This window comes from Paraburkholderia sp. PGU19, from assembly GCF_013426915.1.
Taxonomy (GTDB): domain Bacteria; phylum Pseudomonadota; class Gammaproteobacteria; order Burkholderiales; family Burkholderiaceae; genus Paraburkholderia.
Map to the genome: position 1 here is coordinate 2,785,323 of NZ_AP023179.1, position 12,816 is coordinate 2,798,138.

11 protein-coding genes and 3 pseudogenes are annotated in these 12,816 nt (G+C 58.4%); 6 read left to right on the forward strand and 8 right to left on the reverse strand.

Features of this window, described 5'->3' with window-relative positions:
• Positions 1-142: 142 nt before the first annotated feature.
• Positions 143-280, reverse strand: coding sequence for a hypothetical protein (locus tag H1204_RS12700; protein WP_180728582.1), 138 nt, complete (start codon positions 278-280; stop codon positions 143-145).
• Positions 281-579: 299 nt separating this feature from the next.
• On the opposite strand from H1204_RS12700, the pseudogene H1204_RS12705 reads away from it, so the two are divergent.
• Positions 580-2,059, forward strand: a pseudogene (locus H1204_RS12705) (IS1182 family transposase).
• A 670-nt stretch (positions 2,060-2,729) separates the two neighbouring features.
• Complete coding sequence (locus H1204_RS51290; protein ID WP_243468489.1) at positions 2,730-2,882, forward strand: hypothetical protein; 153 nt, start codon at positions 2,730-2,732, stop codon at positions 2,880-2,882.
• 16 nt (positions 2,883-2,898) lie between these two features.
• Here the strand turns inward: H1204_RS51290 and H1204_RS12715 are convergent, their stop codons facing one another.
• The 3 genes from H1204_RS12715 to H1204_RS12725 form a co-directional block, all read right to left on the reverse strand.
• A complete protein-coding gene (locus H1204_RS12715) occupies positions 2,899-3,138 on the reverse strand; it encodes a hypothetical protein (protein WP_180728583.1) in 240 nt (79 codons plus the stop codon).
• A 219-nt stretch (positions 3,139-3,357) separates the two neighbouring features.
• Entirely contained in the window at positions 3,358-3,516 is a 159-nt protein-coding gene (locus H1204_RS12720) for a hypothetical protein (protein WP_180728584.1), read from the reverse strand.
• 1,346 nt (positions 3,517-4,862) lie between these two features.
• Complete coding sequence (locus H1204_RS12725) at positions 4,863-5,660, reverse strand: hypothetical protein (RefSeq protein WP_180728585.1); 798 nt, start codon at positions 5,658-5,660, stop codon at positions 4,863-4,865.
• A gap of 919 nt (positions 5,661-6,579) precedes the next feature.
• Between H1204_RS12725 and H1204_RS12730 the strand changes: the two genes are divergently transcribed.
• Positions 6,580-6,891 carry a DUF4148 domain-containing protein gene (locus H1204_RS12730; RefSeq protein ID WP_180728586.1) on the forward strand — a complete coding sequence of 104 codons (312 nt, stop codon included), beginning with the start codon at positions 6,580-6,582 and terminating at the stop codon, positions 6,889-6,891.
• Between the two features lie 477 nt (positions 6,892-7,368).
• Here the strand turns inward: H1204_RS12730 and istB are convergent, their stop codons facing one another.
• The 4 genes from istB to H1204_RS12750 form a co-directional block, all read right to left on the reverse strand.
• Positions 7,369-8,190, reverse strand: coding sequence for an IS21-like element helper ATPase IstB (istB, locus tag H1204_RS12735; RefSeq protein ID WP_180728587.1), 822 nt, complete (start codon positions 8,188-8,190; stop codon positions 7,369-7,371).
• The gene (gene istA / locus H1204_RS12740; protein WP_180728588.1) at positions 8,187-9,680 is read right to left on the reverse strand and encodes an IS21 family transposase; all 1,494 of its coding nucleotides are present in this window, start codon (positions 9,678-9,680) and stop codon (positions 8,187-8,189) included. Before istA ends, istB begins: the two co-directional genes overlap by 4 nt.
• Before the next feature lie 212 nt (positions 9,681-9,892).
• On the reverse strand, positions 9,893-10,087 hold the full coding sequence (locus H1204_RS12745; RefSeq protein WP_180728589.1) for a hypothetical protein: 195 nt from the start codon (positions 10,085-10,087) through the stop codon (positions 9,893-9,895).
• A 137-nt stretch (positions 10,088-10,224) separates the two neighbouring features.
• Entirely contained in the window at positions 10,225-11,349 is a 1,125-nt protein-coding gene (locus H1204_RS12750) for a GNAT family N-acetyltransferase (RefSeq protein ID WP_180728590.1), read from the reverse strand.
• A gap of 344 nt (positions 11,350-11,693) precedes the next feature.
• Here H1204_RS12750 and H1204_RS12755 point away from each other — a divergent pair.
• The 3 genes and pseudogenes from H1204_RS12755 to H1204_RS51295 form a co-directional block, all read left to right on the forward strand.
• A pseudogene (locus H1204_RS12755) lies at positions 11,694-12,005 on the forward strand (transposase domain-containing protein); the annotation flags it as partial.
• 4 nt (positions 12,006-12,009) lie between these two features.
• A complete protein-coding gene (locus H1204_RS12760) occupies positions 12,010-12,414 on the forward strand; it encodes a hypothetical protein (RefSeq protein ID WP_180728591.1) in 405 nt (134 codons plus the stop codon).
• 135 nt (positions 12,415-12,549) lie between these two features.
• Positions 12,550-12,816: pseudogene (locus H1204_RS51295) on the forward strand (c-type cytochrome); the annotation flags it as partial.

Below are 12,816 nucleotides of genomic sequence, written 5' to 3' on the forward strand. Positions count from 1 at the left end.
AATACCCCGTCGTGTCTTGTGGCGCAGAGATACATGAATAGCGGTTCCGCCACCCGACCCCAACACGGGCTCAACAAGGTACGATGCGCACTTCACAATCTCTTCGCGGTCGAAGTGTGCATATCCATGGTCCTAAGTCGAGCTATTCGTTATCGAATGCGATCGACACAAGTAGCAGCAGGACGGACGACCAGATGAACAGATCGCCGAACAGATTGGACGTGCCTAATCCAGCGCCTGCCATTGCACTCGACAGCCAGAAAGTGAGCGCGCTCATCATGAGCACAGCATGATGAGGGTAGCATTGCGTCGCTTTGCTTCTGCTGCTGCTTTCTTCGCGTCGCTAGACATCATCGAGTAAGCAAAAAATAGTCATCGATTTCCGCATTGCGCGTGAATGTGAAAGTTTCCACGTCCGCGCGGGGCGTGTCCGTGCGCGAACGCATACAGCGTCGTATCGAAAGTGACTTTCATGATGTTCCCCCTGGGCCGGTATTCAGTAAGGCAAGATTCGGCCGAGGGTGTGTGAAAACGCATCGATCGCCTAAACTGAATCAACTCATTGAGAGCGGGTGACTCATGAAGCGATTCGTTGAAGGCGATGACCGCAAGCAGGTCGCACTACTTCCCGAATGCGTCGATGACTACATCGGTCAGGACAACCCGGTCAGGATCGTAGACGTCTTCGTGGATCAGCTAGACCTCACCACGCTCGGCTTCAACGGTACGACACCCGCAACCACAGGCCGCCCGTCCTACCATCCGTGCGTGATGCTCAAGATCTACATCTACGGGTATCTCAACCGCATACCATCGAGCCGACGTCTGGAGCGCGAATGCCAGCGCAATGTCGAGCTGATGTGGCTGACGGGTCGTCTCGCTGCGGACTTCAAGACGATCGCAGACTTTCGCCGCGACAACGGAGCGGCCATCCGCAACGTCTGCCGGCGTTTCGTCGAATTGTGTCGCGGACTGAAGCTGCTATCCAGTGACATGGTGGCGATCGACGGCAGCAAGTTTAAGGCTGTGAACAGCCGTGACAGGAACTACACGCTAGGCAAGATCGACAAGCGTCAGCAGCAGATTGAGGAAAGCGTTCAGCGATATCTTGACGCGATTGAAACCGCAGACCGCCCGGGCGGGTTTCGATGTGAAGACCGTGCGCCTGTACGAGAAGATCGCCCGGCTGCGGCAGCAGATGCGAGAGCTCAACCAGATCAAAAAACAATTGGTCAAGCAACCGGACCGGCAACTGTCACTTACGGATCCGGACTCCCGCTCCATGACCAGCGGAGGTAAAAGAACCGGAACGGTTGGCTACAACGTGCAGGCCGCCGTAGACACGAAGCATCATCTGATCGTTGAACACGAAGTTACCAATGTCGGAGGCGATCACGGGCAGCTCAGCAAGATGGCTGTGGCGGCAAAGGAGGCGATGGGCAAGCCGGGACTAAAGGTGCTGGCTGACCGGGGCTACTTCAGTGGCCCCGACATCCGCAAGTGCGATCTCGCCGGTATCACGGCGTATGTCCCGAAACCGCTCACCTCGGCATCAAGAAAGAAAGGGCTCTTTACCAAACGAGACTTCATCTACCTTGCCCGGACCGATGAATATCGATGCCCTGCCGGCGAGCATGCAATTCATCGGTTCACGACCGTTGAGAATGACATGACCCTGCGGGTGTACTGGACCAGCGCCTGTCCGCGTTGCCCGCTCAAGGAGCGATGTTCGCCCAGCGACTATCGACGCATCCGACGATGGGAGCACGAACATATACTGGAAGCCATGCAACGTCGTCTTGACCGCAAGCCCGAGGCAATGACCATCCGTAGAAGCACTGTCGAGCATGTCTTCGGTACGCTCAAGCACTGGATGGGTGCCACCCACTTCCTGACCCGAACGCTGGGGCGAGTGAACACCGAAATGAGCCTTCAGGTGTTGGCCTACAACATCAAACGTGTCGTAAATATACTCGGGGTTGCCAGAACGATTAAGGCGATGAGGATGGTTGGAAACCGAGGCCCCGAGGGGCATGTCACCCTCAAGACGGTACATTAGGGCAAGTCCGACGTGGTCAACCGCGGATAACCCAAACTGCGCCTTACCATCAGTAGCGGAAAACAGTTTCCACACAACCTCGGCCGAACTGTGCCCGAAGCGGCCGAAGGCCTGAGTCCAAGCTACGCAACGTGCAGGGGACCGTAGCGACCCATCAGCGCCGTTCGGTCGAGCGCGCCAGCCACGGCCGTTCTCCGAGGAATTGCGGCCATTCAGACTGATTCCACTCATTGCGGAAGGCGTTACCCAACTCGTCGAATTATGGCGGATGCGTAGCCTTCCGATGCGTTGGGAAGCACCTTTGAGCCGAAGCGGAACTGTCCGTTTACTGCGAAAGGCAATTACGCACGGCGCAATCGGCGGCGGCGTTGCCCGCCTTCAGCTCTGCGTCCACACTGGTTTGTCCAGCAACGGCGCCTGCTATCGCTTGCCCCACCACGGATCCAAAAGACTGGAACGGCATCACGGCGGCCACGGGCACCTCTGCGTTTCTGTCGCTCGTCGCGGACCGCGGTGGCGCCGGACGTGTGCATCGTGATCGGCCTGACGAGCATGAGCGCCGCGTGCTCGCTTCGCTCAGACGTTCCTGTGCTATGGCGAGCGCGCCGAACTGCATCGCCGGGCGGGCGCGCAGTACGGCGCGGTGCGGCGGCGTCTCGAACCGATCCATGTGGCTAACGCGTGCGGACATGACACGCGCGAGCTCGACGCGGTGCGCGACGAACTCGATCACATCGCGCAGAAGGCGCCGCATCTGCCGCGCAGAGCGGCGGGTGCGGCGCAACGAACGTCGTTCGTGAGATCGGTTGCCGGCTCGTCGTGACAATGTCTTTTCGCGTTCAGAGCATACGCGGATCCTGCGCCTTAGGAACCGGTTGCCCAGGCCAAGGCACCGGAATTTGCAGATCCTTCAGGATCGCGGTGACGCCGGGCCACGACGCCGGAATGGACGGTGGCAATGGACCGGGGTTGCCGTTCGGGGGAAGGGTGATCGTGGCGATGCCGCCGCGAATGGAGGACATCGCGTCGCGGTGCAGGGTGTCGGTGCGTGGCAGATCGTTGATGCTCAGCGTAGTCATGGCTCGTCTCCTGGCAAAAGTAAGGTAAATGGCGTGAAAGTCGCCACCCGGTCTTTCGCATGGGGCGTGCCAATGAGCGTGAAAGAAGCCGATTACCGGTTTGCGTCGAATTTATGGGCGGATACAGCTTGCTCGAAGTCGAATCCGCGCGTGTGTTTGCCTAACGCGATGGACGCGAACAACAGTCCAATCCTTCGATGTCGGCAAACGCCAAACATTTCAGGAGCCTTCGGAGGAGCGCGCGCGCGCGTAGTCAGGCGCGCGTTCGGCTGATGCAACCCTCGCGCGGCGCGGCCGCAGGATATCGACGACCGCCATCAACGAGAGCGCGACAACTGCGAGAAAGACCATCGTCCCAATGATTTGAAGCAAAGCCATGTTGACCTCGTACAGACTAAACTTGCTTTGTCGGAAGATCTGATGGCTTCGAGTATGCGTGTTGCGGCACCCGTCCAATGTGGCGATAAGGCAGGGCAAATCGCCTCTGTTCGGCGCTTGAGCGCGCCGGGCACGGCGGAAGCATTTCCGGCGCGCCCTCCGGTGCGGTCCAGTACAGCTTCACAGTAGGCCGCACAGGCTCACGAAGCCACTGATTCGCCGCATACATTACGGCCCGCTTGACACCCGTCAGCCCCATGATGTGCCGGCGATACAGATGCCGGTAGCACGAAGCCGCGAACCCGCCCTTCACCGAGTTAGCCAGCGCCACGTAATCGACATTGACGCTGTCGTTTGTGCCGAAGTCTGCGCCATACTGAGCGGCCTGTAGCGAAGAGATGGACGCACTCGGCGGTTGTCGACGATGACAAGCAGGCGGTTGACCTCTTGTACACCGCATCAATGAAGATTTATGGATGCGTCATGAATGAGCCGTCACCCGTAAAGCCGACGATATAGCGCGGATGTTCGGCACAAGCATTCACCAGTATGCCACTCGATACGAAGCCCATATATGACGCGCCGCTCTCAGTGTATGTCTAGTCGGGCTCTCGTCTTCGACAATCCGGAAGCCGTTGGCCTGTCCAACGTCATCGTCGAAAAGCTTGACCGCTTCAAGCTGAATTGCGACCTGTGCAACTGCGTACAGCGTCATCATGCGACGATCGGGGTAAAGAATCGCGGATGAAAACGGGCTTACGGTTTCGGTGCGCGGCTTGCGCACGCTCGCGTCGCGTCTAGTTGAAAGCGCGAGAAGCGGAGTGACGCGCGGCTTGTGCAAGCGTAGTGTTTGCTTTTGCTCGGCTAGACGGCAATCATGCGGATATGGCACATGGTCTTGCTTTTAACGATTTTGACCGCACGTGCGGCGCAAGCCTGCATTGGACGCTGCGACGGCATCTGAATCGGGAACGCTGAATGAACGGCTCAGCGATAAAGCCAGCGACAATCAACGCGTGAACGACTGCAGGGTGCCAGTGAATCAACGCGGGCGAAGAAACGCCCCGATTGCAATACAGGCTTCAGGCAATGAAGTTCGTGAGATGCCGATTGATTGTCTCAGGTGCTTCGTCGCCATTATTGATTTATGACTATGGCGGCACCGACGGCGTGTACCTGTGCCTCTGCACGAAGCGCCCCAAGCTGATGCGACTGACATGCCCTCGAAGGTCCGCGGTGTCGCACGGAGCTGCCGTTCGAATGTCCGCTTAATCGCGCAGACGAACGTCAGGTGTTGACACAAGAGACATTGGATAGAGCCAGGCGCAATGAAACGGTCGCTACCCTCAGTGGGCAAAGCCTGTACGGTCAGTTCGCCGAATGCTAGACGTCGATTTTTGTGCGCCTACCGTATGGTAATCGCAAATGGAGCCGCCCGGGGAGTAGGTCTGTCCGTTCCAAACGCACTTGGCGGCCGGATCAGGAGACCGGACAGGCGGACTTGCTGCGGCCGCAGCATTCACTGTCTGCCTTGCTTTGAGTTGGGCGCGCAGATCGGATATCGTTTCTTTTTGCTGTTCGCCAACCTGCCGAAGTTTTTTGATCGCTTCTTTATCAGACGCGCTGGCTTTTTGCATTTGCCGAATCCGCCATATATCTGCGAGTGCAGTTTTCGCATTGATGCAAGCGATCGTTGCGCGATCTTGCATGTATTGTCCGAATTCCGGCGTTGTTTTTTTATCGAAACTCGGAATATGCAACTCGTATTGCAGACCTACGACTCCTTCGTTGTACGCGAAGCTACCCTTTTGAAGCTTATTTCGACAATCTGACTGCAACATTTCCATCCTGTCGGCGGATATCCCTTGAGCGCCGCCGAACATGCTTTTGTCAATGCTCTTTCCACCCAGGCAGAACAGAATCATTACCGCCCTCTCAAGCGTTGAGCCGTAGCCATCGCCCAAAGCCACGCAGGTCCGGCGGATTTTTTCATCCGTTAGTGAATATTTCTTCTCGAATTGCGCAATCCTCTCTTTTGCGTCACCTTCGTCATCGGCCATAGCTTCCGTGCACGCGGCGGCGACTATAAACAAAAGCAGAAGAGCATGCTTTAGTAGTGCCGGATTCTTCATCATCGATGACATGTTTTCCTCCACCAGAGACGTCGGACAGACGGATTCTTTAGTCAGTTCGCTCTGTGGCCGTTCATCGGACGCTACCCTTTATCGGTTCGTACATGTGTGGCAAATCACACATTCCGATCCGTTAACTGTAGGGCTTCTTCAGTTCCCTCGACCTCGACATCGGCCGCGGGTCACTGGTCACTGGTCGCTGGTTGCACTCAATTCAGCGACGACGTTCTTCCGGAAGTCCTCCGTCCGTTCCCAAAGAGATGCGGTCATTCGAATGGCCGAGGACTTAACTCGACGAACGGCTGGTAGTGGGCCGTTCCCTGCCGTCGCCGGGGGCGGCACCGACGGATGCGTGCCCGCGGCGAAGCGTGCTGTTATGCCGAATTACACGACATTTTTCGTGTCTAACATGAGGTTGAAACTGCCGCTACGCCAACACTACGCTTATAGCGATCGCGCGGTTCCCGCGCGCTTCACAAATGGGTCAGTTTCTGTGAGCGTCAAAGCAGCCGGTCCATCCAGCACCGCGTTCGAGTCGGCGTCTGCGAGTAAGGCATACCGCATGCTGCATTTCCCGTTCGGCGGGACGGCCTACCCGCGCGATGCGCATCGCCATTGAAAGTCGATTTCTTCAGGCACGAGGGAATAAGCGTCGATCAATCGCGTTATCTATCGCAATGGCAGTCTGACGATCGGAGCGTGATTCGTTGTCCGATCCTGCTTGCGCCCTGTGCCGGCGCTGTCGGTATGTGCTTTGACGGATCCCGCGGCACTGGAATGAATGCCAGCCACCAAGCCTGGAGTGATCTTGAGTCACGACATAGTTCAACCCGGATGGCTGCGGATTACGCATTGGATCAACGCGAAGTCGCGCGCGACTGGCGGCATCGCACCGCTAGCGTTGCGCCAATTGGATGCGTGGAGATGCGCTATGGAAAACCTCACGAGAACTCGCCCGACGCTTACTGTGTTGGTGCTCCTGCTGGCTGGATGTGCCGTCGGCGGCGTGCCACAAAGCGGGCCGCACCTGAGCCCAACGGAGTGCCGCGACTTGGCCGCACTTAGAAGCAACGCGCCTCCGACGATGGCGCAACACCACAGCAAGCTTGCGGCCCTCAGGAAAGCGGGCTACGACCCGTCACCATGGTACGACGACCCATACTACCCAGAGGATCTACAGGCGGCGCAGCGCCTGGTCGACTATTGGTTCGAAACGGAGTGCCAGCAGTTTCAACCCGGGTGAGAAGCTCCGGAGCCACTGCGGACATCCGTGAGGCCCGCTTCGGATTGATTTCCTGTCGTTTTGACCCATCACATTCCAAACCACGGGCCGACTTTTCCAACACAATCCTGTGCACTGCGGACTTTCGACTGTCGCTGATGATCGTCTGATGTGGGTCGAGAGTACTCATTCGCTGACACCGACCGAGACATTGGTGGCCATGTCTCAAATCGGCCTACCCCGGACTGATGTTGTACGACAGTGTTGTCCGCCGTCGATATGATTGCATTCGGCGGAAGGCGACCCACTCCGGCCCTCCGACTCAGCGAGAAATCAAAGGCAGTTTCCGGGGGTACAACCGCCATTCACTCCGGCACATCGGACGGCGCGTGATCGGTCGATTAGGGAAATTCGGACATCGAGCGATAGACGGCGTCAAGCAGCACGGCCGGTCAGCGACAACTATCTTGGCCGGTCGACGGGTGTAGTTGTCGCTGGTTAAGAGGCCATAGTTGTCGCTCCTTCTTCGTAGTTGTCGCTGGGTAATTGTCGTCGGCGCACGCTCTGTTTGTCGCTGGCCTTACGGCGGCGATAGCTCTCAACGTTCAGTTCGAAGATCGTCGAGTGATGCACGAGCCGATCGATAGCGGCGATGGTCATGCCGGGGTCGGGGAAGACATCGTTCCAGCCCGAGAAGGGCTGGTTGGCTGTAATCAGAAGGCTTTTGCGCTCATACCTCTCGGCGATCAGTTCGAACAGCACGCTGGTTTCGGCCTGGTCCTTGCGCGCGTACGACAGATCATCAAGGATGATGAGATCGAAGCGATCGAGCTTCGCAAGTGCGGACGGCAATTGCAGGCTTTGGCGCGCAGCCTGCAACTTCTGGACGAGTTCACTGGTGCGCGTGAACAGCACCCGGTAACCGGCGTCGATCAACGCATGGCCGATGGCCGATCCCAGATGACTCTTGCCGGCGCCAGGCGGCCCGAACAGGAGAATTGTGGCGCCTTTCTCCAGCCAGGACTCCCCAGTTGCCAGCGCCGTGACATGTGCTTTCGAGACCATTGGCACCATACCGAAGTCGAAGGTGGCGAGCGTTTTGGTCGGATCCAGATGCGACTCAGCACGGTGCCGCTCGATGCGTCGTTTGGCACGTTCGGCCAGTTCGTGCTCGAGCAGCGCGCTGAGCAGGCGCGCGGCCTGCCATCCTTCCTTGTCTGAACGCTCGGCGAACTCGGGCCACAACCTGCCGATTGTTGGCAAACGCAACTCGTTGAGCATCAGGGCCATGCGGCCGTTGTCATGGGCGGGTGCATTCATGCCGCCACCTTGTGGAGCAATGCGTCATAGACTGCGACAGGTGGCATCTGAACGACCACCTCGGGACACAAGGTTTGGCGTGGCGCGAATTCGTCGCGCAACTGCTTCAGATCGGGCAGTTCGCCTGCTTCGAACAACGCGTCGAGCCGCTCAGCGAGTACGGCCTCTACGCCGTGGCGGCCCGCGAGTTCAAGCAGGCCTACCATGATCTTGCAGGCTTGGCGTTGCGTCAGTTGCGCCTCCAGCCGCTCCCAGGTTCGACGGTAAGCCTCGCGGGGAAACAGTGCGTCACGAAACGCGAGCCCCTTGAACGCCTGAGGTTTGCGCCTGAGCGAGTCGATGAAGTGGCGGTAATCAAGTGCGTGGCGGTTGTCGGCAGCACGGGTGCCTCGTGAGGTGCTGTGCACCAGTGCGCCAGACAGGTAGCAGTCGAGCCGGTCACCATAGATCCGCACCTTCAGCCGGTGGCCGATCAGGCGCGACGGTGCACTGTAGAGGATGCCGCGCACGGTAAATGTGCTGCAGCGGGTCACGAGTGCTTCGTCCTCAACGAATTCAGTGGTACGACGTTCAGGCAGATCCCGCAGTTGTTCGCGCTCAATGCGAAACGCAGCGGCGTTGCGCCGGTTTCGACGCATTACCACCTCACGTACGAATTCATCGTAGGCGGGCCGGTCAGCGAAGTCGCGATGGCCTCGAAGCATCAAGGCCTGGTCGACAGCATCCTTCAGATACCGATGCGAGGACTCCACACTCCCGTTCTCGTGACCCAGACCGCGATTGTTACGCGTGCCCTCCATGCCGTAATGATCGAGCAGAGCTGCGTAACGCGTCGTGAAGTCCTCCTGTTCGGTCAGATTCCTGAAGGCGGCCGACAGACTGTCAGTGCGATGTTCACGCGGGCAGCCTCCCGCCTGCCATAGCGCGTTCTGCAATCCGGTCGCGAGGGCTTCGAAACTCTCACCACCCTCGACTACGTTTGCATACTCCCAGCGTGAGAACGCCAGCACGAAGTGATACAGCCGGTGGCCAAACGGGGCGCCGCCGATCGTCACGCACAGCTTGCTCATATCGGTGAAGTCCGACAGTCCGCGCACGCCGGGCTGATGCTCCTGAGGGAAGAACACTTCCTGGGTGGGGCCCTCAAGAGCCCGCCACTGGCGAATACGCCGTTCTAGCGTACGTCGCATGCTATCGGGATAACGATCCGGATGATCATCCTGCAGTTTGCGCAGGATTGTGATGCCCATCAGGTGGGGCGCGTTGCGCAGCAACGGCACGACTTCGCTATCCCAGACCTCGGCGAACGGATCGGGACGGGTCCGCCACGAATGCCGTGGCTTCTGGGATGGCAAGGTTGCATCACGTTCGATGCGGCGTGCCGTACGCACGCTGATGCCGGTCTTGGCGGCCGCCACTTCCTGCGAATGATGTTTGCGCTTGTTCATGTAGAGACGAACCTGTTGGTCGGTGATGCGGGTTCCAGACATGAGCTGACCGCTTCTTCTTTAAGCTTCGATCAGCCCATCCTAAAGCCCCGCCGACACAGCGCTGCCGGTGGCTCGTCGTCTCCGGCGGCTACGCCGCCTGCGACTCCTCACCACCGGCCAAAACAATCGTCAACGACCGGCCAAGATAATTGTCGCCGCCCAGAGCGATCCATTCCACTGCGCGAAAGGCCGCTGTGCGAGCGTGGCATGCATCAGGTCGGGCTTGCAGTGCTAAAAGCCGGCATTGCCCAAGCGTAAGTCTCTGCGCCAACCCTTTCCGGCGAGCACCCGGTATAGGCGCAGAAGTGCCGAAAGTCATCCATCGCCGTGCGCCCGAATTCGTTCGTCCCTAACGGACGATCAGTCAGCATCTTGGCCAGAATCTCGCCAGGTTTTCCGAAGCTCATGGCCACCTCCATTGCTGCCGGGTACTGCGATCTGCGCCCACGCGAGCGTCTGCTACAGCCGCGTTGCATTTTGAATTTGCAGTTACACAGCCCTATAACCGCTTGATGCATTAGGACTGTTGGACATAAACATTGCCTTAAACCGCAGCAAGACTCTCCTCCGTTTTGTCAACTGGCGGTTGCCAACGGAAGAGCCGACGGAGGTTCTCCCCCTGAAAGGCGAGTAGTCCCCATCGTGTGTTTGCGATTTGCATACTCCACATCGTCAAGATGTGGTTACGACTCCAGTAGCCTTTATATTTTTCGGAGCCGGCACCGCAGTCAAGGTCGAGCTGATGTTCGAGCGCCCATTTAACGCAATGCTCTGTCGCAATGGCGCCGGGCGACTGCCGCGAGTAGGCGGGATCAAAGCCCCCTATAAGATCGTCCACACAGGTCTTGCCCAACCCTAAAATGTTCACCGCAAGCGGCGCGCCATCGAGGCTGACGACCACGAGTCGCGCAATGACTTCGCCATCGGTCTGGTTGAGCAAGGCGACAAGAAAATTTCGATATTCCATTGAGTATAACCATGCCCCCTTTTTGTCCACGCGATCGGCCCACTGGCGCTTGCAGTGAAACATCCAATCCACCAAACGAGCATTTTCCTCGCCGTCCTCGGGTCCAAGAAAGCGAATTCTCACATCCCCCTTTTTCGACAGGCGCCGTTCCAGTGCACCAGGCTTGTTTTTGAATAATGTTCCAAGCGACGAGCTAAAAGACCTCCAATCGGTCTCACTGCGCAACATTGCGACCGCCACTGGATGCACCGTCTTCGTTACAACGCCTCGCTTCCTCGACGCCAGTTCAAACAATTTGGAATCAGCATTCAGAAACGGTAGGAGGATGATATCGGCGCCGCATCGCTTTTGGACCGCGGACCACGCGCGTTCAATCGCCTTCCGAGCCGTCGGTCCGTCCTGCACAAGGATGTTCGTATAGTCCGTAGATTCGCTCGCAAGCGGACGCACAACCGTCCAACAGAGCTTCCGGTACACGACGAGCGGCCATACCATGACAAGCCGACCTTGCTGGCGCAAGGTGATGCAGCATAGTTTCCTGCCGCGTGGTTGGGCGACCTTGGTCCAGCACAACCAGCATGCTGCGAAAGCCTGGTGGTAGCGGCCTTCCGCTCTTGACCAGAGCTCGTTCCATTCCGGTTTCAGGGCACGAAACTCGACAGGGTCACTGACAATGTCAAGACGCAAATTCGGTTCATCCATATGTTCCTCGGGTGGTGCCACTGGTAGGCCAGCTCGATAGAAATCGTCGTTTGTAGCAAGCCGGAGGCGCCAAGCAGGCAATACGTAAGGTGCAATCTTAGGCAAATGAAGATTGGATTCCAGTGCAAGCTTGCGTGCTTTGTGCGGAAACTCACATAGCCATTAAACGATTACCCGGATATTGCTACAGGTGGATGAACCAGATGATGGTGAGAGGTTGAGCGCATCACTCAACAAAGCAGGGCACGCGGGCTAATGCCGTTCACTAGCACTGAACGGCATTTTTGCTTTTGATGCGGGAAGGTGTTGTAAACGCGGCGCCGAGCAGTTAACTTTTCGGCGCGATGCTCTCCAGTCACCTGACCTTCCTGCTCGAAGCGCAACAGCCGGCCGACCTGAGCCGGCTGGCTGAGCATCTGCCCTACGAGTGGATCGAGCGCGCGGTGCAGGCCACGGGCGCAGCGAGTATCCGGCGCCGGCGCTTGCCTGCTGAGCAGGTGGTCTGGCTGGTGATCGCACTGGCAATGTACCGCCACTGGTCGATCAGCGAGGTGCTCGACGGTCTCGATCTGGCCTTGCCCGACGAGGCCGCGCCGTTTGTCAGCAAGAGCGCGGCGGCGCGGGCACGCCAACGCATCGGCGAGGCACCGATGGCCGGTAGTGCTCGTAGTCAGGGACTCGGCTAAATCGAAAGGAAAACAGGAATCCGACTCGCTCGTCACGCCCTCGGGCGAACCGCAATTCGTGCGCGTCGACCGCGATTTCGTCGGGATGCTCGACAAGGAAATTTTCGATCGCTTCAGCGCTAACGCGCTCATGCGTTTCGACGACGTCGGTGACGCAAATCACACCGTCACGCGAGCGCTTGTGCAGACCGATTCCGGACCGGTGCTCTACGACTTTCGCCATCATCCGCCACTTGTGCAGCGCTCGGGTAAGCGAATGACGGTCAACCGCGTGTTCTGGCGAGACGATGAAGTCGTGATGCAAAGCTCGCAGGGCTGGTTCCGATTCAAAATCGGCGTGTTGATGAAGCTGCAGTCGTCTACGACGATTTACCATTGAATGCGCGCGTCCTCCGAACATACGCTCGCCAGCGACGACACACACCAGCTCGGCACGCAGCGCTGTCGAAAAATGCCGGCATTGTCGACGATCATGCCGAGGTGCTGCGCGGCTGTCGTCGCGATTGCGGTTGCAATGCCGGCCCGGGCCGATGCGGAGGCCGAACGCACAGGTTCCCAACTGACCGATGACGCCATCCTCAGCACATGGCGTGCCTTGCGCGCCGTCGATTGCGCCCGCTGCCATGGCAAGGACTATGGGGGGCTGGCGGCACCCTCGATTGTTGAGTACGTGCGTACTCAGAGCCGTGAGATGTTTGACCGGATGGTCCTTGACGGCCAGCCGTCACGCGGAATGCCTGCCTATCGCGACAACCCCTCGATCGCTGAGCGCATCGACGAT

Bases quoted from the DNA above. Each gene is read 5' to 3' on its own strand.
- H1204_RS12700 (WP_180728582.1), bottom strand. From the start codon at position 280: ATGATGAGCGCGCTCACTTTCTGGCTGTCGAGTGCAATGGCAGGCGCT.
- H1204_RS12715 (WP_180728583.1), bottom strand. From the start codon at position 3,138: ATGACTACGCTGAGCATCAACGATCTGCCACGCACCGACACCCTGCAC.
- H1204_RS12720 (WP_180728584.1), bottom strand. From the start codon at position 3,516: ATGGCTTTGCTTCAAATCATTGGGACGATGGTCTTTCTCGCAGTTGTC.
- H1204_RS12725 (WP_180728585.1), bottom strand. From the start codon at position 5,660: ATGTCATCGATGATGAAGAATCCGGCACTACTAAAGCATGCTCTTCTG.
- H1204_RS12730 (WP_180728586.1), top strand. From the start codon at position 6,580: ATGGAAAACCTCACGAGAACTCGCCCGACGCTTACTGTGTTGGTGCTC.
- istB (WP_180728587.1), bottom strand. From the start codon at position 8,190: ATGAATGCACCCGCCCATGACAACGGCCGCATGGCCCTGATGCTCAAC.
- istA (WP_180728588.1), bottom strand. From the start codon at position 9,680: ATGTCTGGAACCCGCATCACCGACCAACAGGTTCGTCTCTACATGAAC.
- H1204_RS12745 (WP_180728589.1), bottom strand. From the start codon at position 10,087: ATGAGCTTCGGAAAACCTGGCGAGATTCTGGCCAAGATGCTGACTGAT.
- H1204_RS12750 (WP_180728590.1), bottom strand. From the start codon at position 11,349: ATGGATGAACCGAATTTGCGTCTTGACATTGTCAGTGACCCTGTCGAG.